Here is a 23,220-nt window from a genome sequence, read left to right as displayed (position 1 = left end):
TAATTATAGCAGGAACTTAAAGAAAAACATGGACAGGATACCCGTGAGCATGATCAGCTTCACCAGGGTGCTGATGCGGTGGTAATCCGCCGGGGTATTGGCTTTACGTAGCAGCAGGTAGGCATAGGCCACCGGCAGCTGCACCATTAAAAACAGGTACGCCATGGCCCACAACCAGCCTAGGGTGGCTACACGTACCTGGGCCAGTATGATCAGTCCTTCTGTGCCCAGCAGCAGCCCGTAACACAGGCGCTTGGCGGCTTTCACGCCCCATACAATGGGAATGGTACGGCAGCCGTCCTTGGCATCGCCAATCATATCTTCGAGGTCTTTCACGATCTCGCGTACCAGCGAGATCACAAAGGCAAACACTGCGTAGCTGCCGATGATCTGGATGAGGCGGCGCCCCAGCGGGGAAATGATGGCCGCAAAACTTTCGTAGATCTGCTTCTCATATAAGCCTATCACCAGCACGGCCAGTCCCGTAAGCAGGGAGATCACCACATTGCCAATGAGCACCTGGCGCTTAAAAGAAGTAGAATAGAACCACAGCAGCAGGGAACAAAGCACTTGGGTAAAACCCAGGTAGATCTGTCCTATCCGCGTAGCCACCACAAAGCCGATGGATACACCGGCCAGGTTCAGGATGGTATGCCAGGCCATGGCCCAGCGGCGGCTGATGATCTTATCCAGCACCATCTTGTGGGGCTTGTTGATGATGTCTATGTTGATGTCAAAATAGTCGTTGATAATGTACCCCGCCGCGGCAATGAACACGGTACTGGCGCAAAGCAGCCAGAAGCCCGTCCATGTAAGAGAAGGTATAACGCCCTGGCTTTCCAGCACCGGCGTTACCACACAGTACTGCAGCAGGAACTGGGTGAGTGCTATGTAGATCAGGTTGGGATAACGGATCAACCTGAGAAAGGCTTTCAGCAGTTTCATGTGGTGTATAATTTAGATGGTCTTCCCAGGGCTAGCGCTACCTGGATGCGATGTGTTCGTCCATCATCCACTGACCATTAAGTTTCAGGACCTTTTCGATCACATCGCGCACGCAACCCTGTCCACCGTTCAGCGGGGAAATGTATTTGCAGATGCTTTTTATTTCCGGCACTGCGTCTGCAGGGCAGGTGGGCAGGCCGGTGAGCTGCATAGGCCAGTAGTCCGGGATGTCATCGCCCATGTAGAGCACTTCATCCCATTTCAGGTCATTTTCCGCAGCATAGTCCTGCAGTTGTTCCTTTTTATCAGCCACGCCCTGGTAAATATCCGTGATGCCCAGGCCTTTGAGACGGGCCAGCACGCCTTCAGATTTACCGCCGGAGACGACCACAATGCGGTATCCCATTTTCACAGCCAGCTGCATGGCATAGCCGTCTTTGGTGTTCATGCGGCGCGATTGCTCGCCACTGGGCAACAATTGCACGGTGCCGTCTGTGAGCACACCGTCTACATCCAATACAAAGGTCGTGATGGGCTTAAAAAGCGAAAGTAAGTTCATGCGTTGATCTTAGTCCGCCGCAAAAGTATCGTTTAATGCATTAAGTAGTATGTAGTAAGTATTATGCAGGGAAATTGTCTTAGGTCCTGGGGCCTAACTGCCTAATACCTACTTAATGCTTACTCCCTGCCCACGCGATAAAACTCCGCAATGCTGGCAGACAACACTTTATACACCTCCAGCTGCAAAGGCTTGTCTGCCAGGAGGCTTTCGTGGAGGGCCATGGTATGCTGGTCTCCGCGCAGGGCCGGGCCAGTCTGTACGTTTTCCGGGCCAAATTTTTCCAGGCGGTCAAAGGTTTCCCGGATAATAGGCTGTAGCAGGGAAAAATCCAGGCCCTGTTCCTGGCAGCGCGATTTGGCCAGGGTGAGCAGGTGGTTGGTAAAATTATTGGCCAGTACGGCCGCCAGGTGCAGTTGCAGCCGGTGCGCAGAATCCGCCTGGGTTACCCGGGGCGAAATGCTTTGGGCCAGCGATTGCAGGCGCCGCAGGGTATCCTCGTTGGATGCTTCAATAATGATGGGTATTTCCGGGTAGTTCTTATTTTCCTTGCGGATAGATTGCAGCGGGTACACCACCCCCGTGTGGGTGGAAATGCGGCCAATGGCGCTGAGCGGCACCGCCCCCGCCGTGTGGGCCACCATGCGCCGGCCCAGCCGCAACTCGTCATTGAGGGTAGCCAGGGCATCGTCCGCCACGCACAGCAGGTACACATCCGCCTCCATATTTATATTAAGCAGGTCTGTGGTCCATTCCGCATTCAGGGCATCCCCCAGGGCCTGGGCATGTGCTTCCTGGCGGCTGATCACCTGCTTTACCACATGCCCGTTCAGCCTTAGCTGCTGGCCATAACACCAGGCAATATTGCCCGCACCAATAATAACAATGTCCATGGGAATTTACAGATCGGTTAAAAAACGTGAATAAGTGCCTGGCCTCCGCATTGTCGTTCCGTCTTAAAAATAGGCAGCCTCAATTTAAGTCATAATGTGCATCTTTATGGTGAATATTACCTTATTATATTTATTTGAAATATCTGCCGACCAGCAACATTCATTAAATTTACAATGTATAATTCACCCAGGTAGCGTCCCTAACGCCCCGTATTTTTTAGTTACATACATCTTTTATATACTTGCAGAAATCGCATGGGATGAAATAATCTCAAAAAAATGCGTATTTAGTGGCAAATAACAACGGCAGTTACATGGCAAAAAACTTAGTTATAGTCGAGTCCCCCGCTAAGGCAAAGACGATAGAGAAGATCCTGGGCAATGATTACGACGTGCGTTCCTGCTTCGGTCACATCCGTGACCTGGAAAAGGATGCAATGGGGATTGACATCAATAATAATTTCAAACCCAAATATATTATCCCGGACGATAAGGAGAAGGTGGTGAAAGAGCTCAGGAAGATGGCCAAGGATACCGATGAGGTATGGCTGGCAACGGATGAGGACCGCGAAGGGGAAGCTATATCCTGGCACCTTTGCGAAGTCCTCGGTCTTGATCCCTACTCTACAAAACGTATTGTCTTCCACGAGATCACCAAACCGGCCATTGAGCGCGCCGTGCAGCAACCCCGCCTGGTGAACATGGACCTGGTGAACGCCCAGCAGGCCCGCCGCATCCTGGACCGTATCGTGGGTTTTGAGCTCAGCCCGGTGCTGTGGCGCAAAATGAGCATGCGCAATTCCCTCTCCGCCGGCCGCGTACAGTCTGTAGCCGTACGCCTCATCGTAGAGCGGGAGCGGGAGATCAACGCGTTCAAAAGCGTAAGCACCTTTAAAGTAGAAGCCTATTTCACGGCAAAAGATATCAACGGTAAAAGTGTAACCTTTAAGGCGGAAGGCCCCTCCCGCTTCAAGAGCGCGGAAGATGCTGAGAAATTCCTGCAACAGTGCGTAGGCGCGGCCTACAGCGTGCGGGATATCCAGGTAAAACCCTCCCGGAAAACACCCGCCGCCCCCTTTACCACCTCCACCCTCCAGCAGGAAGCCAGCCGCAAGCTGGGCTACAGCGTATCTAAAACCATGCTACTGGCCCAGAAACTCTATGAAAGCGGCCAGATCACCTACATGAGAACGGACTCGGTAAATCTTTCAGAAACGGCCATGACCGACCTGAAAGCCGCCATCATCAAGAATTATGGCGAGAAATACCACCAGGAACGCAAGTTCAAGAACAAAAATGAATCGGCCCAGGAGGCGCACGAAGCCATCCGCCCTACCTACGCTGCAAACCAGACCGTGGAGGACTCCGATACCAAGAAATTATATGAACTGATCTGGAAACGTACCCTGGCCAGCCAGATGGCCGACGCCGAACTGGAAAAGACCACGGCCAAGATCGCCATCTCCACCAATCCCGAAGAGCTCACCGCCAGCGGCGAGGTGCTCAAGTTTGACGGCTTCCTGAAACTCTACCTGGAAGGCCGGGATGATGAAGATGAAACCGACGAGGAAGAACAGGAAGGCAGCCTGCCCCTGCTGGCGGTAAAACAGCAGCTGGACCTGCGCGAAATGCGCGCTACCGAACGCTTTAGCCGCCCGGCCCCCCGCTACACGGAAGCCTCGCTGGTAAAGAAGCTGGAAGAACTGGGCATTGGCCGCCCCTCTACCTACGCGCCCACCATCACTACCGTGCAGAAGCGCGGCTACGTGGAAAAGCGGGATAAAGAAGGCGTAAAACGCACTTTCCGCATCCTCACCCTCAAGAAAGATAAGATCACCCAGGCAGAAGACCAGGAGAACACCGGCGCTGAAAAGGCCAAGCTGTTCCCCACGGATCTCGGCATGATCGTGACGGACTTCCTGAACCAGTATTTTAACTCGGTAATGGACTATAACTTCACGGCCCGCATTGAAGGCGAGTTTGATGAAATTGCCAGCGGTAAGAAGGTGTGGAACAATATGCTGAAGGACTTTTACAATCCTTTCCATAAGGATGTGGAAAACACCCTGGAGAATGCCGAACGCGTAAAAGGCGAACGCCAGCTGGGCGTGGACGAAGCCACCGGCAAGCCCATCGTGGCCCGCATGGGACGTTATGGCCCTATGATCCAGATCGGTAAGGTGGAAGACGAGGAAAAGCCGCGTTTTGCCAAGCTGAAACCCACCCAGAGCATTGAAACCATTACCCTCGACGAGGCCATGGAGCTCTTCCGCCTGCCCCGCAACCTGGGCCAGTTTGAAGACCAGGACGTAACGGTGAACATTGGCCGCTTTGGCCCTTACGCACAGCACGACAAGAAATTCTATTCCCTGAAAAAGGAAATGGACCCTTATACCGTAGAACTTGACGAAGTGGCCCCTCTGATCGCAGAGAAGCGCGCCGCCAAGGATGAGCGTACCATCAAGATTTTTGAAAAAGAAAAGATCCAGGTGCTCAGAGGACCGTACGGCCCCTATCTGAAAGTAGGATTGAAGAATTACAAGTTGCCGAAGGAAAAATTGGAACATCCGGAACAACTGACCGTAGAGGAATGTAAAGCTATCATTGAAGAAGCCAAAGCCAATCCGCCGAAGAAAAAAGCACCGCCCAGGAAGAAAAAAGCGGAGTAGCCGCAGTGGCATGGCCTGCATTGGCACATTACCTGCATGGGGTAAAGTGAACATGCATGTGCTTACACAGCTGGCTCCCGCAATTTTGTAAGCTTTGCCAATTTTCAGCCACATGAACGAGACGAAAGAACTAAGTGCACTGTTTCACCTCCTGGACGATCCCGACCAGGAAGTGTATAACACAGTGGCCAACAAGATTTCATTGTACGGCAAACAAATAATCCCTAACCTGGAGAACCTCTGGGAAACGATTATTGACGAATCTGTGCAGGAGCGCATTGAGCTCCTCATTCACCGCGTACACTACGAAGACCTGCAACAATGCTTCCGCGACTGGCTGCTGCAGGATACACCGGACCTGCTGGAAGGCGCCATGCTGGCCGCCAATTACCAGTACCCTGATATGGAAGCCCGGCGCATTACCACCGAGATAGACCGCATCAAGCGCAATATCTGGCTGGAACTGAATAACTACCTCACCCCCCTGGAGCAGATCAATGTGCTGAACAGCATGATCTATAACTACTTTGGCCTCAAGGGCGAGGAAGTTTCCTACCAGCGCAAATACCAGTTCTTCATCAACCAGGTGATAGACGCCAAACGCGGCAACCCCGTGACCAATGGTATCATTTACCAGGCCCTCTGCAGCATGCTGGACCTCCCGGTGTACGCAGTGCGCATCCCCCGCCAGTACATCCTGGCCTACTTTGACACCTTCATAGATTTTTCCTACCCGGTAAATCCCGAGGACTATAAGATCATGTTTTACATTGATCCCATCCAGGGGCAGATCTACACCCAGCAGGATGTAGATACTTACCTGAAGCGCATCAACGTAAACAAGGACGACGCCTTCTTTAGACCGCAGACCAACCGGCAGATCATCAGCTTCCTCCTCCGTGAAATGGCCAAGTGCTTTAACGACACCAAGGAAGTATACAAGCCGGATGAACTGCAAAACCTGGCGGATATTATTACCGAAGATTAGGCTTTAAAAACAATTCCCCGGTTCCCGGGGCAACATTATCTTATAAAAAAAGAGACCACCTTTCCGGGTGGTCTCTTTTAAGTTTATAACCCTTTGAAACACTAGTCTTTCTTCGCGGTGGATTTCTGCATTTGTGGTAATGACTGGCCTATCAGGTCGTCCATTACGTTTACGGCTTCATCCAGGTACATGTCCTTGGTGCGCACTTTCAGCCATTCCTTGTTGCGGGCCAGTTTCATGGTGTCATTGCCATATTTTTCCAGGTCTACTTTCAGATTCTGGATGTTCAGGGCCTTCAGGCTTTCGCTGGCATTGTCATATTTTTTGAGCATGCCCGCGTTCTTCTTCTGCTCTGCCTTGAACGATGCTTCATCCAGAGAGTAGGTCTCCTGCTTGTCCATGGCCCTTACCGCGCTGATGTTTTCCTGCAGCAGCTTAAAGTGCTGGTTGCTTTCCAGGCGAAGCTCGCTTTTCTTACGCAGGGTGTTTACATCCACCGGGTACATCCAGGGGGTGTAGGTAGCCTTCGGAATTTCATCATATGCCAGGGCATCTGTGTCTTTGCGTTCTGCCACATCATAGTAAGGATCTGGCAGTACCACGTCAGATTCCACGCCTTTGCGCTGGGTAGATCCCCCGCTGATGCGGTAGAACTTCTGGATGGTAAGCTTAATGGCGCCCAGGCTGCCGCCTATGTCTGCCTTATTGGGATAGAAGTCGTCCAGGGAGAACATACGCTGTACGGTGCCTTTACCAAAGGTGGACTGGCTGCCAATGATCACGGCGCGTTTGTAATCCTGCATGGCAGCGGCCATGATCTCGGAAGCGGAAGCGCTGTATTCATTGACCATGATGGCCAGGGGACCATCGTACTGTACAGATTTATCACGGTCGCGCAGGGTGGTTACGTCATTGCCGCGGCCACGCACCTGTACGATGGGGCCTTCGGGGATGAAGAGGCCGCCCATGGTCACTACGTCAGAGAGGGAACCACCACCATTGAAGCGCAGGTCCAGGATGATGCCATCCACTTTTTCTGCTTTCAGTTTGGCAATTTCTTTAGCCACATCTTCCGCGCAGCGGTGACCGTTGCGGTCCTGGAAGTCATTATAAAATTCCGGCAGGTAAATGTAGCCTATCTTATGGTCGCCATTGATGATGGCAGATTTGGCAAAGGTTTCATCCGTGGTGATCTCGTCGCGCACCAGGGGTATGTCTTTTATGGTACCATCCACGCTTTTCACCGTCAGTTTTACCACGGTGCCTTTTTCACCACGGATCACTTTTACGGCGTCTTCCACGGCGTAGCCGGTAATGTCCAGGGGCTCTTTGTCTCCCTGGGCCACTTTCAGGATCACGTCGTTGGCTTTGAGCTGGCCCTGTTTGGCAGCAGGGCTGCCGGGTACAATGCTCACGATCTTGATGCGGCCATCTTCCTCTTTCAGCTGGGCGCCGATGCCGTAGAACTTGCCGGCCATCTGCTCTTCAAAGTAGCGCTTCTCATCCGGCGGGAAGTAATCGGTATGGGGGTCCATCGTGTTGGTGATGGCATTCACATAATAGCTGAAACGGGCATTATCATCTTCCTTGTTTTTCAGGCGGTCAAAATAACGATCGTATAATTTCTTTACTTTTTCGCGGGCTTCAGCTTCCAGCTGGGCATCTGTTTTCACTACCGCGCCGGGCTTGGTCTTTTCCTTTTCGCGCACATCCTTCAGGTCTTCCAGGTTTTCCAGGGTACGGTACTTCAGGATCTTGCGCCAGGCTTCACGGCGTTCTGCCTCCGTTGCAGGGTAGCTCAGCTTGTCAGGGTCCAGGGTCACGGTTTCCGGCACCGAGAAGTTGAACGGTTTGGAAAGCAGTTCCGGGTAAATGGCCGCCACTTCCGCTACGCGTTTCTTGATAATTTCATTGCTCTTGTTGAAGAACAGTACCGGTTCACCACGCAGCTCGTCATCAATGTGGGTAGACAACGGTGCCAGTTCCGCGCTGTCTGAACGCAGGAAAAATTTCTTTTCCACGTCCAGGGTCTTCATGTATTTATCAACAACTTCCTTGGAAAATGCGTCGTCAATGGGGCGGGGTTGGTAATGACCTTCTTTGAGTACTTGCCCGATCAGGTTCATGATCACTTCGTATCTGCCGGGAGGCTCACTGTGTCCGTACTTGCTGAATGCCAGGATGCCTGCAGAAATGCACAGCAGCGAGGCGGGAATGATCAGTTTCAATCTCATATACAATCCTTAAAAAACGTTCAATCAAATATAATCTAAAAGGCACCCCGGCGCGGCGGACGGCCGGCCTATTTAACAAAATATTACAAGGGCGGCTGCTGTAGCTGTTTTGTGGCCAATTTTTATGCCATCCATAAAGATAAACATTGGCCCTGATTTTCAATAATGTTTTTCTTGAATATATTGTGGGGTCAGTGGCAATGAGGCTCCTGTTTCTCCTGGTTTTGTGTAGTTTTGCGCTAAAATTTTTCAGCCTTGGCTTCCGCACCGTCAGACATACCGTCGAAAAACGACCCGTACGCATCGTTACGCTCCCGTGAATTCCAGTTTTATTTAGTGATCCGTTTCGCCCTCGTTTTTGCGCTCAACATGCAGTTTGCCGTAGTGGAATGGCGCGTGTATGAGCTTTCCCACGACCCGTTCTCCCTGGGCCTTATGGGCCTGGCGGAGGTGATCCCTTCCGTAGGCCTGGCCCTTTTTGCAGGCCATATTGTAGACAAGATGGAAAAGCGGGGTATGCTGCTTAAATGCATTATTGGCTACCTGTTCATCAGCATGGCATTATTTGCCCTTACCTGGAAGCCCATTACCCAGCATATCACAGACCATATGGCCCTTACCGGCATTTACATCCTGGTGTTCATCGGGGGTATTGTGCGGGCGTTTGTAAGTCCTTCTACCTTTACCCTCATGGCCCTGCTGGTGCCGCGGGAGCAATATGCCAATGCCGCCACCTGGAGCAGTTCTGCCTGGCAGATAGGCGCTATCATGGGGCCTGCGCTGGGAGGTTTTTTCATCCACTGGTTTGGCGTGCATGGGGCCATGTTTGCCGTGGTGCTGGTGTTCATCCTGCCATTGTTCAGTCTTTTGCAGATAAAGCCCAAGCCCGTGTATTACCACCCTAAGGATGGTGATGTGTTTAAAAGCCTGGGCGAAGGCATGCGCTTTGTGTGGAATACCAAAGTAGTGCTGGGTGCTATGGCCCTGGATATGTTTGCCGTGCTCTTTGGGGGTGCCGTGAGTATGCTGCCCGCCTTTGCCAAAGACATTCTTCATGTAGGCTCAGACGGATATGGCATGCTGAGAGCCGCGCCTGCCATTGGTTCCACCATTACCATGTTCATCCTGGCCTATTTCCCGCTGAAGAAAAAACCCGGCATCAAGCTGCTGGCTGCCGTGTTTGGGTTTGGATTGTGCATGATCGTATTTGGCCTGTCTACCAGCTTTTACCTGTCCATCTTTGCCCTGTTCCTGAGTGGCGTGGTGGATGGTGTGAGCGTGATCACCCGACAGACCATCCTGCAGCTCAAAACGCCGGATGAAATGCGGGGGCGCGTGGCGGCGGTAAGCTCCATGTTTGTAGGATCGTCCAATGAGCTGGGCGCATTTGAAAGTGGTTTTGCCGCCAGGGCCCTGGGGCTTGTAACCTCCGTGGTGGCGGGTGGCTGTGTTACCCTGGGCGTGGTGGTCACTACCTACATTATCTCCCCTGCCATGCGCAAACTGGACCTGAAAGCGTAGCGGAAAGAAATTTCCAAATAACAGTTCCTCCAAACAATAAACCCGGATCTAGTGGCCTTTGGTGTCCTGGATCCGGGTTTGTTATTTTTCAGGATAGTGAACGGCAATGCTCCTGTAAGATGATTAGCTGGCGGGAATGGGTCTTTCCCTACTGGACGATCTTTTTCAGCCGGTCCAGTACGTAGAACACGGCCGGGCAGATCACCGAGTTTTCCGCGGTGATGTTAGGTCTTTTTACAAAATCGTAACTGTCTGTGTAAGGATAGTTCTCGCAATCGCCGGGGCGCACATCGTAAACACGGCACTTGTTGTCTTCTTCCAGGAAAGGGCAGGGTGAGAATTTGGTGACATAATCCTCATCGCTGTCTATGCGCAGGTAGGTGTCAATAAAGTCGCCCTCCTTCATGCCCAGGTATTTGGAAATACGTTTAATATCCGGCTTTTTAAAACGGGGGCTGATGGATTTGCAGCAGCCCGCACATTCCAGGCAATCGATTTTGGAGAAGGCTTCCTCGTGCAGATCAGGTAAATGTTTCTCCACGCCTTTACCCTTGCGCCCCTGCAGTTTGGCCAGGAACTGCTTGTTCTGCTTCTGCGCTTCTACCGCCCGCTCCTGCCAGTTTTCTAAAGATTTGTCCATTGGGGGCAAAGGTAGGAAATTGTCTCAGGTCTTAGGTCCTAGGTCTTAGGTACTTTCCAGGCTTAGGGCCTAACTTAGGACCTGGGATTTAAACCCTAAAGTTTAAGACCTGGGACTTAAGACCCAGGGCCAGGACCTAAAGGCCCAGCTCCCGGGACTTCCCAAACAATCCCATGACAATCCCTGTGCCTGCAGCCCGCCATTTATCAACCCAGTATCCCCAATGGTGCCCAGCCCTTGGCCATTGGGGAAAACTATGTTAATTTTGCACATTCTTTCATATCATTACCTGCTTCTCATAATGGATCTCTTTGCACTACAACAAAATGAATTCGAAACCCGTCACATCGGGCCGAATGCCGGGGAAACTGAACAAATGCTGCAAACTACCGGTGAGCCTTCCCTGGAGGCTTTGGTAGACAAGACCGTACCGCCAGCCATCCGTATGCAACACGCCCTGGACGTTCCGGGCGCCATCAGCGAAAACGATTACCTGCACCAACTGAAAGAAATTTCGCTCAAGAACCAGGTTTTACGCTCCTACATCGGCCAGGGATATTACGACACCATCACGCCCAGCGTGATCCTGCGCAACATCTTTGAGAACCCGGGATGGTACACCCAATACACGCCCTACCAGGCGGAAATTTCACAGGGCCGCCTGGAAAGCCTGCTGAATTTCCAGACCGCGGTAAGCGACCTCACCGCCCTGCCCATTGCCAACGCCTCCCTGCTGGATGAAGCTACCGCCGCGGCAGAAGCCATGATCATGTTCTTCAACCAGCTGAACAAGGATCACGACCACCTGACCCGCCCCCGCTTCTTCGTAGACCAACATACTTTCCCGCAAACGCTGGATGTGCTGGCCACCCGCGCCAACCCGCTGCACATCGAGATCGTGACCGGCGATTACAAAACGGCAAAGCTGGACGACAGCTACTTTGGCGCCCTGCTGCAATACCCCAACAACGTGGGTGCTGCAGAAGATTACCGCGCATTCATTGACCAGGTGCACAGCACAGGCGCGTTTGTAGCCATTGCTACAGACCTGCTGGCGCTTACCCTGCTCACCCCTCCCGGTGAACTGGGCGCAGACGTGGCCCTGGGCGTGGCCCAGCGCTTTGGCGTTCCCCTGGGCTTTGGTGGTCCGCATGCTGCATTCTTTGCCGTGAAGGACGATTTCAAACGCGCCATACCTGGCCGCATCATCGGTGTGAGCGTGGATGCCCAGAACAACCGCGCCCTGCGCATGGCCCTCCAAACCCGCGAGCAGCACATCAAACGCGAAAAAGCCACTTCTAATATCTGTACCGCCCAGGCCCTGCTGGCCAATATGGCCGCTATGTATGCCGTATACCACGGTCCGCAAGGCCTGAAAAATATTGCCAGCCGCGTGCACTTGCTGGCAACCACCCTGGCAGAAAAACTGCAGGCACAGGGCATCCAGCTGGAAGCCACATCCTTCTTTGACACCCTGGTGATCAAAGGCCAGGATGATGCAGCCATCAAGGCCAAAGCAGAAGCAGCGGGTATGAACTTCCGCTACCTGCCCGGTGGCCAGATCGGCATTTCCCTGGATGAAACCACTACCATCAGCGATGTGAATGACATCCTCGCAGTATTTGGCACGCCGGCCCTTTCCGGTAAGCCTGCTGCCCCAACACAGCTCCCTGCTTCCCTGCAGCGTACCTCTGCTTACCTTACCCACCCGGTGTTTAACACCCACCACAGTGAGTCCCAGATGATGCGCTACATCAAGATGCTGGAAAATAAAGACCTTTCGCTCAATACTTCCATGATCTCCCTGGGATCCTGCACCATGAAGCTGAATGCAGCCACGGAAATGATCCCCCTGAGCTGGAGCCACTGGAGCAAAATGCATCCCTTTGCCCCCAAGGCACAGGCAGGCGGCTACTACCAGGTAGTACAGGAACTGAGCGATTATCTCTGCAAGATCACCGCGTTTGATGCCTGCTCCCTGCAGCCCAACAGTGGCGCCCAGGGCGAATTTGCAGGCCTGGTAGTGATCCGTAACTACTTCCAGAGCCGTAATGAAGCACACCGCAACGTGATCCTCATCCCCATCTCTGCCCACGGTACCAACCCCGCATCTGCAGTGATGGCCGGCTTTAAAGTGGTAGTAGTGAAAGCCCTGGAAAATGGCTACATCGACGTGGAAGACCTGAAGGCCAAAGCCGCGCAACATGCAGCTAACCTGGCCGGTATCATGATCACCTACCCCAGCACCTACGGCGTATACGAAGAAAGCGTGAAAGAGATCTGTGACATCGTGCACCAGCATGGTGGCCAGGTGTATATGGATGGTGCCAACATGAACGCCCAGGTGGGCCTCACCGCTCCGGGCCTCATTGGCGCAGACGTATGCCACCTGAACCTGCATAAGACCTTTGCGATCCCGCATGGCGGTGGTGGTCCCGGCATGGGCCCCATCTGCGTGCGCGGCCACCTGGCGCCTTTCCTGCCCGGCCACGTAAGCCTGGATGGCACACAGCCGCACGCCGTATCGGCAGCGCCTTTTGGCTCGGCTTCCATCCTGCTCATTTCCTACGCCTACATCCGTATGCTGGGTGCTGAAGGGCTGAAGCAGGCGACCCAATATGCCATTCTTAATGCTAACTATATGAAGGCCCGCCTGGAAAAGGATTACGAGATCCTGTACACTGGTTCCAACGGCACCTGTGCACACGAGTTCATCGTAGACCTGCGTCCCTTCAAGGCTTCTGCCGGTATAGAAGCGGAAGATGTGGCCAAACGCCTGATGGACTACGGTTTCCACGCGCCCACCATGAGCTTCCCGGTAGCCGGCACCATCATGATAGAGCCCACGGAAAGTGAAGACAAAGCAGAACTGGACCGCTTCTGCGATGCCCTGCTGAGCATCCGCGAGGAGATCCGCGCCATTGAAAACGGTACTGCAGATAAGGCAAACAATGTACTGAAACATGCACCGCATACCCAGTTTGTGATCACGGCTGATGAATGGGCCCGCCCCTACAGCCGCCAGCAGGCTGCCTTTCCGCTGAGCTATGTGAAGGAGAACAAGTTCTGGCCTTCTGTAAGCCGTATCAACAATACGTATGGCGACCGTAACCTCATCTGCACCTGCGAACCGGTAAGTGCATATGAAGAAGCGACTGCATAAGGAGATTGTATTTTAGTTTGATAAACAAAAGTGGCTGCCGCAGAAGCAGCCACTTTTGTTTTTATGGTGGTGGTTCTACGCCCCAATTCCCCGCATCCCACGTTCAGGCCAATTCTGTGCGCCAATTCCAACTACAGGGGTAGTTAGCCTACTACAGCCCTACAAATCAATACATTATTTTTCAGCGATATATAAAAATTAAACAGTATTTAAATATTTTTCATATATTAGCACTGAAAAACCTGGAAAACCGAAAAACCTATTTAACTATGTCTTTTATTACACCAGAGGAGAACTTCCTGCTGCAGGCCGCCCTGCGCCGGAATAAATCCCGCATTATCAGCTTCGCGCTCATTGGTATAGCGCTGTTGACCGTAGCTGCCTTTGCGCCGTCCCTTATTTCCAGTCTGACCCATTCAGATGAAGCCGCAGCCGTTTCTTATGCGAATTTCTGGTTCTGGGCCTGGGTACTGGCGTTTGACATTGCCCTGGTTTTCGCATTGATCAAGGTCACCGACGTACGTTACTGGGCTATTAAAAAAGACCTGGTAATGCTGGAAAAAGAGACCATGGAAGCGCCGATTGAGGGCGTGTATTATGAAAACAATGGTACACAGACCAATTTCATGCTGCACCTGGCCAACAATAAGAAGAAGACCTATTATTATATGAACGGCGAAGTAAAAGACTTCCGCCGTGGAAATACGCTCAACATCACCTATGCCAAGCAATCACGCGTGATACTGGCAATCAATAACCCGGTACCGGCCATGCCGGAAACCAGTGCAGCAGTAGCAGAGGCCTGAGAGAGGAAAACCTTTTAACCTGACATGTTCCAGTTCCTATGAAAACAATGCTTCGCGCAATCGTCCCGCTGCTGGCCGGCTTCATGCTGATCAGTGCCTGCAGGAAAGAAGATAACGGGAAAGGTGGCAACACCCGCCAGGATACCGCTTATATGCTCACCAGCATTCATCGCAATGGAGTGATCATGGACAGCCTGGTGTACGACCAGCAGACCCTGTTGCTGAAGACGATCATCTCCCCTGCGGCCGATGGCAAAAGCATTTATTCCAGGCTGGAATTTATTTACAACAAGGATAACAAAGTACAGCGCATTGCACATTATAACGGGGAAGGACAGCTTTACCTGGCCGATTCCCTTTCATGGAACAGTGGTGGATTTGCCGTGTACACCGCTGCTCCCGGTGTGGCCTTCTCAGACAGTACCCAGTACACATTGGATACAGAAGGGCAGCCCACCCAGATCGGCAGCAAGGACACTGTAACTTCCCAGCTGTATGAGGCGCGTATGCTGAATTACAGCCTCCTGCAGCTGAACAACGGCAACACCGTACGGGTACAAACCAACAGCTACCAGGGTAACGCTGGCGGCTATACGACCAGCAGCCTGGAAACGGTGATGACCTACGATACAGGCCTCAATCCTTTTTACCGCCTGTACCGCAACTGTCCCTTGCTGGTAGACTACTGGCAGCCACAATTGGACTACGCTTTTGATGCGCAGAACAACCCGGCCACCGCCGCCGTGACACAGGACACTTACAACGCCGCAACTGACACGCGTAACAGCGTGATAGACAATACTGACTTCACGTACGTATATGACAGCACCTCGCATTACCCGCTGGAGCAACGGTACGCACTGAAGGTAACGAACGAGAACGGACCGCACACAGAGCAGTACGTGATCCAATTTAATTATGCAACCATTGTTCAACACAAGTAACTCCTACGAACCGATTACACTAACTTGATGGGCCGGGCGTTTTCGCCTGGCCTTTTTACATTTCACCACCTACCCCCGCCCAGGCCCGCTGGTCATCCCCTTTTTTGAAAAACCGGCCCGCCTTCCGTAAATTACCAGGATGAACATCGAAACCTTCCAGGACTTCTGCCTGGCCCTGCCGGGCGTTACCGAAGAATTTCCCTTCGGTGAGGAAACACTTGTGTACAAAGTATGCGGAAAGGTGTTTGTGCTGAGCCATATAGACACCTTTGAAACCATGAACCTGAAAGCCGATCCCGAAGACGTGACCGAGCGCCAGGAACGGTACAGCGGCGTACACCCCGCGTATCATATGAACAAAAAACACTGGATCACCGTGGAGACTAACGGTGACGTATCAACGAAACTATTGCTGGAGTGGATAAAAGGGTCCTATGACCTCGTAGTGAGCAAACTGCCGCAAAAAGACAAAGCTGCCCTTCAAGCCAAAAATCCAAAATCTAAATAAGCAAGCGCAACACTTTAAAATCAACAAGTCTATGAAAAAATGGCTCCTGCTGGCTGCTTCAGCCATGCTGTACGTGCACGCACATGCACAGGAGATCGACTCTGCCTGGGTCACTTCGCATTATGTAAAAAAAGAGATCATGGTACCCATGCGGGACGGGGTAAAACTGTTTACTTCCGTGTACCTGCCGGTAGACAAATCCGAGAAGCACCCCATTATTATGACCCGTACACCTTATTCCTGTGCACCATATGGCGCTGATAAATTCAAGGAATGGTGGAAAATGTCTAACAAGAACTTTCTCAAAGAGGGCTACATCCTCATTACGCAGGATGTGCGCGGGCGCTGGATGAGTGAAGGCACATTTGAAGATGTACGCCCCTTCAATCCCGGCAAAAAAACAAAACAGGATATTGATGAGGCCAGCGATACCTATGACACCATTGACTGGCTGGTAAAGAATCTGGAAAACAATAACGGCCGCGTAGGCATCTACGGCATTTCCTATCCCGGCTTTTACAGCACCATGGCGGCTTTGAGCAATCATCCCGCCCTGAAGGCCGTGAGCCCGCAGGCTCCGGTGACAGACTGGTTCATCGGGGATGACTTTCACCACAATGGCGCCTTTTTCCAGATGGATGCATTCTCTTTCTATCCCAGCTTTGGCGCACCCCGCCCCCAGCCTACCACGGCAGGGCCTAAAGGTTTCCAGTACACCACGCACGATAACTACAAATTCTACCTGGAAGCGGGCTCCCTGCCTGGCCTTACAAAACTGATGGGCGATAGCATTGCTTTCTGGAAAGACCTGATGAACCATGGCACTTACGATGCCTGGTGGAAGGCCCGTAATGTGCGCCCCTACCTCACTGCCATGAAACCCGCCATGCTGGAAGTAGGTGGCGTGTTTGATGCGGAAGACTGCTTTGGTGCGTGGAATGTGTACAAGTCCATCGAAAAGCAGGATGCACATGCGAATAATAAGATCGTGATGGGCCCCTGGTACCACGGCGAATGGGCCAGTGCAGACGGTACCCATCTGGGCAACGTGCACTGGGGCAGCAACACTTCCAAATTTTACCAGGACAGCCTGGAGTCTGTATTCTTCAACTATTATCTGAAAGATGAAGGCACAGACAACCTGGCGGAAGCTACCATCTTCTTCACCGGCGAAAACCAGTGGAAACACCTGCCCAAATGGCCCCCGGCAGCTATGCAGCCCACACCGCTTTACCTGCAGGCCGGCAATAAACTCTCCTTCAGCAAACCCACTGCCAGCAATAGTTTCACCGGCTACACCAGCGATCCTGCAAAACCGGTGCCCTATGTTCCGGAAGTACACATGACCCGCACCATCAGCTACATGACGGACGACCAACGTTTTGCAGAACGCCGCCCGGACGTGATCACCTTCAGCACGGATGTACTTACAGATGATGTAACCCTGGCCGGTCCCGTGGTGGCAGACCTGGTGGCGAGCGTAAGCAGCACGGATGCGGATTTTGTGGTCAAGGTCATTGATGTATTCCCGGATGATTTCAAATACGAGCATGAAGCACCCACAGAGCATCGCCGCCTGGTATCCAGCACCTACCCCATGGGTGGCTATGAAATGCTGGTGAGAGGAGATGTGATGCGCGGCAAATTCCGCAACAGCTTTGAAAAGCCCGCCCCCTTTGAACCGGGCCAGCCTACGCAGGTGAAGTTTACCCTGCCGGACGTAGCCCATACTTTCCTCAAGGGCCACCGTATCATGATCCAGATCCAAAGCAGCTGGTTCCCGCTGGTAGACCGCAACCCGCAGGTCTTCACGGATATCTACCATGCCGCACCGTCAGACTTTAAAAAAGCAGAGATCAGAATATTCCATGACGCGGCGCATGCTTCCAGCATTATACTGCCCATCGTAAAATAAAATTTTCAACCTGCCATTTCCAGGCGCCCGGAACTTGAAACCTCGCGGGAACCTGGAAATTGCTATTTTGCAGCTACAACTACCTAAAACATGATAAAACGTTTTCTATTGCTGGGCGCCCTGGGACTGATGACCACTGCCGGTTTTGCACAGACCAAGCCCAAGCCCAAAGCAGCCGCAACTGCGAAGAAGCACGCCACTGCTGCCCCTATATTAAAAACACCGCTCGATTCCGTAAGCTATGCGATTGGACAGGATCTGTTCAATACCTTTAAAGCCCAGGGAATGGAGCATATCAATATCGCGATGCTCTCCCGGGCCTTGCAGGATGCACAGAAAAATGCAACACCATTACTCACAAAAACAGAATGTGATATGTCTATAAGCAATTATTTACAGCAGCTGAAAATGGAAAAGGTGAAAAAGAACAAGGAAGCCGGTGAAAAATTCCTTGCTGAAAATAAAACTAAACCCGGTGTAGTAACCCTGCCTGACGGCCTGCAATACCAGATCCTCAAAGAAGGTACCGGTCCTAAACCTACCATCAATGACAAAGTGAAGACCCACTACCACGGCACCCTCATTGACGGTACCGTATTTGACAGCTCCGTGGAAAGAGGGGAGCCCATTTCCTTCCCGGTGAGCGGCGTGATCAAAGGCTGGACAGAAGCCCTGCAGCTGATGCCTGTAGGCTCCAAATGGAAACTCTTCATCCCTTCAGACCTTGCCTATGGCGACCGCCAGGCTGGCCCCAAGATCGGCCCTGGTTCTGCCCTGGTGTTTGAAGTAGAGCTGATCTCCATCGAGCAGTAATAAGCTTTACAACCACGCATAAAAAACGCTTCCCGTGCAACAACAGGAAGCGTTTTATTTTTTTTAAGATCCGTACTTCAAAACTTTATTTCCATACGCGGGGAATGCGTTGCTCCTGCAGCATCAGGTCTGCCAGTACCATGGCCGTTACGGCTTCCAGTACCACCGGCACGCGCAGTGCTATGCACAGGTCATGACGCCCTTTTACGCTGAAGGTTTCCACTTCACCGCTTTTAACGTTGAGTGTGTGCTGCTCCTTGGGCGTGCTGGACGTGGGTTTCACGGCAATACGGAACACCAGTTGGTTACCATTGGTAATGCCGCCTACTACACCGCCGGCATGGTTGGTCGCAGTTTTACCTGTCTTATCAAGGATGGGATCATTGTGTTCCAGTCCCTTCATCTTGGCCGCCGCAAAGCCGGCGCCAAACTCGATGCCTTTCACTGCCGGGATGGCAAACACTGCATGCGCGATCAGTGATTCCACGGAATCAAAGAAAGGTTCGCCCAGGCCTATGGGAAGCCCGTCCACCGTGCATTCCACGATGCCACCTACAGAATCCTTGGCAGCAATGGCTGCTTCCAGTCCTGCTTCGGCATCGGCAATGCCGCCTACTTCCGTGATGCGCGCCGTCACGTTGATCTTATCGCCCAGCAGTTTTTTGGCAATCACGCCGGCTGCTACCAGGTTCAGGGTAAGGCGCCCGCTGAAATGGCCGCCACCACGGTAATCTTCATAACCACCATACTTTTCAGTGGCCACAAAATCCGCATGCCCGGGGCGGGGAAACTCACGCAGCTTTTCGTAGTCCGCGCTGCGCGTGTTATTATTCTCAAACAGGATGGTGATGGGCGCACCGGTGGTACGGTCGTTAAACACGCCGGATTTAAGGTGCGGCAGGTCATCCTCCTTACGCGGCGTGGTGCCACGGGAGCCACCCTTGCGTCTTTCCAGGTCCGGCAGGAAATCTTCTGCGGTGAGGGGCAGGCCGGCCGGCACCCCATCAATGTTCACACCCACACTGGCGCCGTGCGATTCTCCAAAAACGTTTACCCGGAACAAACGGCCAAATGCATTCATTATTCTCTTGTATTAAGTAATAGGTAGTATGATTAAGCAGCCTTATTTAACAGCTACTTCGCTTACGTTGCCACCCAGCTTTTGCAGGTGCTCAAAGAACTCGGGATACGATTTGTTGATCGCTTCCGCGTTTTCAATGATCACATCTCCATCTGCGGTAAGGGCCGCCACCGCGCACGCCATGGCAATGCGGTGATCGTTGTGGGAGTCTACCACGGCGCCTTTCAGACCGGTACCACCATGCACGGTCATCACATCTCCATCCAGGTCTATACGGATCCCCATCTTGCCAAATTCTTCCTGCAACACCACACCACGGTCACTTTCTTTGTGGGCCAGCCGGCTCACACCGGAAATCTTCGTAGTGCCGTTACAGTTAGCCGCCAGTGCTACCAGCGGGGGGAAGAGGTCCGGGCAGTCCGTGGCATCAAAGGTAAAGCCTTTCAGCGCAGCCTTTGTAATGTGCACGGTGTACACACCGGGCAGTATCTGGGCGCCGGCGCTTTCCAGCGCATCCAGGATGGCCTTGTCGGATTGTGCAGAATGAATATTGATGCTGTTCACTTCCGCCTTACCCGCTACCGCAGCGGCAACCAGCAGGAACGCAGCCCCGCTCCAGTCGCCCTCCACGCTGTAGTCCGTGGGCTTGTAGGTTTGCCTGGCGCCAAAGTGGAATTTTTCAAAATTCTCATTCGTCACCTTCACGCCAAACAACTCCATGAGCTGCAGCGTAAGATCAATATAGGGCTTGCTCTTCAGGTCTTTTACGGTGATGGTCACGTTCTCTGCTACGGCACCATAAGCCATGAGCAGTCCGGTGAGGAACTGGGAGCTAAGCGATCCGTCGATCTCGATATTTTTAGGGTGCAGCGGGCCTTTGATGAATAAAGGCAGCTTACCGCCATTCGTCTTCGTTTCCACATCCAGCTGGGGCAGCACCCGTTCAAAGAAGTCCATGGGCCTGGTGGTAAGGCTGCCATGACCGTTGATGGTAATACCCAGCGGTGCCAGTGCTGCAATGGGTGTAAACATGCGGATGCCGAGGCCGGACTCTCCACAGTTGATCTCATCGTAAAAAGGTTCCACGCCTTTGCTGGAGATCTCATAGTGATCAGCCTCACGGTGCACCATGGCACCCAGGTTCTCTGCTACTTCCAGCGCGGCCAGGCAGTCGTTGCTCAGGCCGGGATTGCGGATGATCGTTTTACCCTTGCTCAGCAAAGCCGCTGCCACAGCGCGTTGCATGGCGCTCTTGGAAGGATTTGCTGTCACCGTGCCTTTGATCACGGAGGGTGATACCGTTACTTGCATATGCGTAAATTCCTCGTAGGATGAAATGATAAATAAGTTTTTCTACAGTTTTTCCAGCAGCTGCTGAAGCTCCGTAAGCAGGATAGGCTCTGTGGTGGCCTGCCCTATGCGCTCCAGCAGTACGAAATGGATGAAGTCCTTTTCGCGCTTTTTGTCCAGCCTGAAAATGTCGAACACCTGCTGTTTGTCAGAAGTGAGTTTCACCGGCAGCTGGTAAGCCTGGAGCAGGCGCACCAGTCTTTCGGTTTCCGCTGCGGGAAAACCCTTCTTCATTTCAGACAGGCGCGACGCTGCCACCATGCCAATGCTCACTGCTTCTCCATGTCCAATATGTTCCAGCTTCTCCACCGCATGGCCCAGGGTATGCCCAAAGTTGAGCCAGCGCCGCACGCCAGTCTCAAATTCGTCTTCCAGTACAATGCGGGTCTTGGTATCTACAGAACGCTCCACCAGGTATTGCAGCACGGCTACATCTCCCTGTAAGGCCTTGTCCACGTTGGTTTCCAGGAAGTGGAACAGTGCTTCATCCTGGATGCAGGCATATTTAATGATCTCTGCAAAACCGTTGTGCCATTCCGCCGGCGGCATGGTACGGGGCAGCGTATAGTCAAAAAGGATGAAGTCTGGCTGGCGGATGGTACCCAGCAAATTTTTGTGCATGCCCTGGCTCACCCCATTCTTGCCACCCAGGCTGGCATCTACTTGTGCCAGCAACGTGGTGGGCACAAAACCAAAGGGTACGCCGCGCATGTAAATGGCAGCCACGAAGCCGGTCACGTCTGTGCACATGCCGCCACCAATGCCTACCAGCGTGGTTTTGCGGTCGGCCTCCAGTGCGGCCAGTTGGTCTATCAACTGGCCCACTACAGCCATATTCTTATTGTCTTCCCCGGCCGGCACAATGATCTTTTTCCATCCTGCCAGTTGGGAAGCGTAATGCTGGTCCACGTGCTCATCCACCAGCAACACACTGCGCTGGGGGTTCACAAATTTGTCCAGGTCGGCCAGGGCCGCACCCAGGTGATATTGCGTGGTATGCTGCGAGAACCGGTGCGATACAGTTTTCATCATACAAAAAATTCGATCGGATTATTGTTCGTTCATCACGCGGTTCTGGCGGTTGATAGACTCCAGGTGCACCGCGTCGAAGTATTTCACGATGAATTCTTTGGTAAGGCCCACTTTGTCACCTTTTTTCACCGCGCGGTCCAGTATCTCGTTCCAGCGGTTGGTCTGCAGGATGGTGATGTTGTTTTCCTTCTTGTACTGGCCGATCTTTTCTGCCACTTTCATACGGTTACCCAGCAACTGGATGATCTCGTCATCGATCTGGTTGATCTGTGCGCGCAGTTTGTCCAGGGCAGAGTTGAATTCGGCCTTGTCGCTGTGCTCGCGGCGCCACTGGATACCGTCCAGCAGTTCTGCCAGGCGCTCAGGTGTGATCTGCTGTTTGGCATCGCTCCAGGCGTGATCAGGATCCACGTGTGATTCGATCATCAGACCATCGTAATCCAGGTCAATGGCTTCCTGGGCCACGTCCTGCAGGATATCACGGCGACCGCTGATGTGGCTGGGATCGCAGATGATGGGCATGCCCGGCAGGCGGCGTTTCATCTCGATGGGCAGGTGCCACATGGGTGCGTTGCGGAATTCAGTATTGCCGTAGCTGGAAAAGCCGCGGTGAATGAGGCCCACCTTGGTGATGCCTGCGCGCTGTACGCGTTCTACGGCGCCCAGCCACAGTTCCAGGTCAGGGTTGATCGGGTTCTTGATCAGTACCGTGGTGTCCACGCCGCGCAGTGCGTCAGCAATTTCCTGTACGGAGAAGGGATTCACCGTGCTGCGCGCACCGATCCACAGTACATCCACGCCAAAGTGCAGGGCATCTTCTACCTGCTTGCCGGTAGCCACTTCCACAGTGATAGGCAGGCCGGTAAGCTCTTTTGCTTTCTGCAGCCACACCAGGCCTTTAGTGCCAATGCCTTCAAAGGAGCCGGGGCGGGTACGGGGTTTCCAGATGCCGGCGCGCAGCATGTCTACTTTACCGGTTTTAGCCAGCGCCAGGCAGGTAGCCAGCGTCTGTTCTTCTGTTTCTGCACTGCAGGGCCCTGAAATGATCAGCGGCTTTTTGTCCGAAGCGGGATCGGCGAATTTGGTCTGTGAAAGGATCTGTTCCATGATATTTTGTAATGTTTTAAAGTTACGGATTTTATGAATGATCAGCGGGAAT

Annotated in this window: 18 protein-coding genes; 9 read left to right on the top strand and 9 right to left on the bottom strand. The window is 52.8% G+C overall.

What is annotated here, in order from left to right; all coding sequences use genetic code 11:
• Nucleotides 1-3 precede the first annotated feature (3 nt).
• From DCC81_RS12960 to DCC81_RS12950, 3 genes are all read right to left on the bottom strand, one after another.
• Nucleotides 4-945, bottom strand: a complete 942-nt coding sequence (locus DCC81_RS12960; protein WP_108687048.1) for a geranylgeranylglycerol-phosphate geranylgeranyltransferase — start codon at nt 943-945, stop codon at nt 4-6.
• Nucleotides 946-982: 37 nt separating this feature from the next.
• A complete protein-coding gene (locus tag DCC81_RS12955) occupies nt 983-1,504 on the bottom strand; it encodes a KdsC family phosphatase (protein WP_108687047.1) in 522 nt (173 codons plus the stop codon).
• A gap of 119 nt (nt 1,505-1,623) precedes the next feature.
• Complete coding sequence (locus tag DCC81_RS12950) at nt 1,624-2,397, bottom strand: Rossmann-like and DUF2520 domain-containing protein (protein WP_108687046.1); 774 nt, start codon at nt 2,395-2,397, stop codon at nt 1,624-1,626.
• Nucleotides 2,398-2,711: 314 nt separating this feature from the next.
• Here DCC81_RS12950 and topA point away from each other — a divergent pair, with 314 nt between their 5' ends.
• Nucleotides 2,712-5,066 carry a type I DNA topoisomerase gene (topA, locus tag DCC81_RS12945; protein WP_108687045.1) on the top strand — a complete coding sequence of 785 codons (2,355 nt, stop codon included), beginning with the start codon at nt 2,712-2,714 and terminating at the stop codon, nt 5,064-5,066.
• 112 nt (nt 5,067-5,178) lie between these two features.
• Nucleotides 5,179-6,054, top strand: a complete 876-nt coding sequence (locus tag DCC81_RS12940; protein WP_108687044.1) for a transglutaminase-like domain-containing protein — start codon at nt 5,179-5,181, stop codon at nt 6,052-6,054.
• Nucleotides 6,055-6,155: 101 nt separating this feature from the next.
• On the opposite strand, the gene DCC81_RS12935 is transcribed toward DCC81_RS12940, so the two are convergent.
• Entirely contained in the window at nt 6,156-8,288 is a 2,133-nt protein-coding gene (locus DCC81_RS12935; RefSeq protein WP_108687043.1) for a carboxy terminal-processing peptidase, read from the bottom strand.
• Nucleotides 8,289-8,543: 255 nt separating this feature from the next.
• Between DCC81_RS12935 and DCC81_RS12930 the strand changes: the two genes are divergently transcribed.
• Nucleotides 8,544-9,809, top strand: a complete 1,266-nt coding sequence (locus DCC81_RS12930) for an MFS transporter (RefSeq protein ID WP_108687042.1) — start codon at nt 8,544-8,546, stop codon at nt 9,807-9,809.
• Nucleotides 9,810-9,957: 148 nt separating this feature from the next.
• Here the strand turns inward: DCC81_RS12930 and DCC81_RS12925 are convergent, their stop codons facing one another.
• Nucleotides 9,958-10,449 carry a YkgJ family cysteine cluster protein gene (locus tag DCC81_RS12925; RefSeq protein ID WP_108687041.1) on the bottom strand — a complete coding sequence of 164 codons (492 nt, stop codon included), beginning with the start codon at nt 10,447-10,449 and terminating at the stop codon, nt 9,958-9,960.
• A gap of 301 nt (nt 10,450-10,750) precedes the next feature.
• Here DCC81_RS12925 and gcvP point away from each other — a divergent pair, with 301 nt between their 5' ends.
• The 6 genes from gcvP to DCC81_RS25950 all read left to right on the top strand — a co-directional run bounded on the left by gcvP (nt 10,751) and on the right by DCC81_RS25950 (nt 18,598).
• Nucleotides 10,751-13,612, top strand: coding sequence for an aminomethyl-transferring glycine dehydrogenase (gene gcvP / locus DCC81_RS12920; RefSeq protein ID WP_108687040.1), 2,862 nt, complete (start codon nt 10,751-10,753; stop codon nt 13,610-13,612).
• Between the two features lie 269 nt (nt 13,613-13,881).
• Nucleotides 13,882-14,418 carry a hypothetical protein gene (locus DCC81_RS12915; RefSeq protein ID WP_108687039.1) on the top strand — a complete coding sequence of 179 codons (537 nt, stop codon included), beginning with the start codon at nt 13,882-13,884 and terminating at the stop codon, nt 14,416-14,418.
• Nucleotides 14,419-14,465: 47 nt separating this feature from the next.
• Nucleotides 14,466-15,362 (top strand): hypothetical protein, encoded by an 897-nt coding sequence (locus DCC81_RS12910; RefSeq protein ID WP_108687038.1) that lies wholly within the window; start codon nt 14,466-14,468, stop codon nt 15,360-15,362.
• A gap of 139 nt (nt 15,363-15,501) precedes the next feature.
• On the top strand, nt 15,502-15,870 hold the full coding sequence (locus tag DCC81_RS12905) for an MmcQ/YjbR family DNA-binding protein (protein ID WP_108687037.1): 369 nt from the start codon (nt 15,502-15,504) through the stop codon (nt 15,868-15,870).
• A 31-nt stretch (nt 15,871-15,901) separates the two neighbouring features.
• Nucleotides 15,902-17,785: a CocE/NonD family hydrolase gene (locus DCC81_RS12900; protein WP_108687036.1), complete on the top strand. Its 1,884-nt coding sequence runs from the start codon at nt 15,902-15,904 to the stop codon at nt 17,783-17,785.
• 90 nt (nt 17,786-17,875) lie between these two features.
• Nucleotides 17,876-18,598, top strand: coding sequence for an FKBP-type peptidyl-prolyl cis-trans isomerase (locus DCC81_RS25950; RefSeq protein ID WP_108687035.1), 723 nt, complete (start codon nt 17,876-17,878; stop codon nt 18,596-18,598).
• An 85-nt stretch (nt 18,599-18,683) separates the two neighbouring features.
• On the opposite strand, the gene DCC81_RS12890 is transcribed toward DCC81_RS25950, so the two are convergent.
• Genes DCC81_RS12890 through DCC81_RS12875 form a run of 4 tightly spaced genes read right to left on the bottom strand, consistent with a single transcriptional unit; the run spans nt 18,684 to nt 23,168 of the window.
• Nucleotides 18,684-19,679 (bottom strand): chorismate synthase, encoded by a 996-nt coding sequence (locus tag DCC81_RS12890; protein WP_108687034.1) that lies wholly within the window; start codon nt 19,677-19,679, stop codon nt 18,684-18,686.
• Between the two features lie 42 nt (nt 19,680-19,721).
• On the bottom strand, nt 19,722-20,990 hold the full coding sequence (gene aroA, locus DCC81_RS12885) for a 3-phosphoshikimate 1-carboxyvinyltransferase (RefSeq protein WP_108687033.1): 1,269 nt from the start codon (nt 20,988-20,990) through the stop codon (nt 19,722-19,724).
• 42 nt (nt 20,991-21,032) lie between these two features.
• On the bottom strand, nt 21,033-22,061 hold the full coding sequence (aroB, locus tag DCC81_RS12880; protein ID WP_240612977.1) for a 3-dehydroquinate synthase: 1,029 nt from the start codon (nt 22,059-22,061) through the stop codon (nt 21,033-21,035).
• A gap of 18 nt (nt 22,062-22,079) precedes the next feature.
• Nucleotides 22,080-23,168: a chorismate mutase gene (locus tag DCC81_RS12875; protein ID WP_108687032.1), complete on the bottom strand. Its 1,089-nt coding sequence runs from the start codon at nt 23,166-23,168 to the stop codon at nt 22,080-22,082.
• Nucleotides 23,169-23,220: the final 52 nt, after the last annotated feature.

Source organism: Chitinophaga parva (genome assembly GCF_003071345.1).
Lineage (GTDB): Bacteria > Bacteroidota > Bacteroidia > Chitinophagales > Chitinophagaceae > Chitinophaga > Chitinophaga parva.
The sequence above is the reverse complement of the archived record's forward strand: the minus strand, read 5'-3'. Positions and strand labels throughout refer to the sequence as shown.

Coding starts and splice junctions, on each gene's coding strand:
- DCC81_RS12960 (WP_108687048.1), bottom strand. CDS start 945: ATGAAACTGCTGAAAGCCTTTCTCAGGTTGATCCGTTATCCCAACCTG.
- DCC81_RS12955 (WP_108687047.1), bottom strand. CDS start 1,504: ATGAACTTACTTTCGCTTTTTAAGCCCATCACGACCTTTGTATTGGAT.
- DCC81_RS12950 (WP_108687046.1), bottom strand. CDS start 2,397: ATGGACATTGTTATTATTGGTGCGGGCAATATTGCCTGGTGTTATGGC.
- topA (WP_108687045.1), top strand. CDS start 2,712: ATGGCAAAAAACTTAGTTATAGTCGAGTCCCCCGCTAAGGCAAAGACG.
- DCC81_RS12940 (WP_108687044.1), top strand. CDS start 5,179: ATGAACGAGACGAAAGAACTAAGTGCACTGTTTCACCTCCTGGACGAT.
- DCC81_RS12935 (WP_108687043.1), bottom strand. CDS start 8,288: ATGAGATTGAAACTGATCATTCCCGCCTCGCTGCTGTGCATTTCTGCA.
- DCC81_RS12925 (WP_108687041.1), bottom strand. CDS start 10,449: ATGGACAAATCTTTAGAAAACTGGCAGGAGCGGGCGGTAGAAGCGCAG.
- gcvP (WP_108687040.1), top strand. CDS start 10,751: ATGGATCTCTTTGCACTACAACAAAATGAATTCGAAACCCGTCACATC.
- DCC81_RS12915 (WP_108687039.1), top strand. CDS start 13,882: ATGTCTTTTATTACACCAGAGGAGAACTTCCTGCTGCAGGCCGCCCTG.
- DCC81_RS12910 (WP_108687038.1), top strand. CDS start 14,466: ATGCTTCGCGCAATCGTCCCGCTGCTGGCCGGCTTCATGCTGATCAGT.
- DCC81_RS12905 (WP_108687037.1), top strand. CDS start 15,502: ATGAACATCGAAACCTTCCAGGACTTCTGCCTGGCCCTGCCGGGCGTT.
- DCC81_RS12900 (WP_108687036.1), top strand. CDS start 15,902: ATGAAAAAATGGCTCCTGCTGGCTGCTTCAGCCATGCTGTACGTGCAC.
- DCC81_RS25950 (WP_108687035.1), top strand. CDS start 17,876: ATGATAAAACGTTTTCTATTGCTGGGCGCCCTGGGACTGATGACCACT.
- DCC81_RS12890 (WP_108687034.1), bottom strand. CDS start 19,679: ATGAATGCATTTGGCCGTTTGTTCCGGGTAAACGTTTTTGGAGAATCG.
- aroA (WP_108687033.1), bottom strand. CDS start 20,990: ATGCAAGTAACGGTATCACCCTCCGTGATCAAAGGCACGGTGACAGCA.
- aroB (WP_240612977.1), bottom strand. CDS start 22,061: ATGATGAAAACTGTATCGCACCGGTTCTCGCAGCATACCACGCAATAT.
- DCC81_RS12875 (WP_108687032.1), bottom strand. CDS start 23,168: ATGGAACAGATCCTTTCACAGACCAAATTCGCCGATCCCGCTTCGGAC.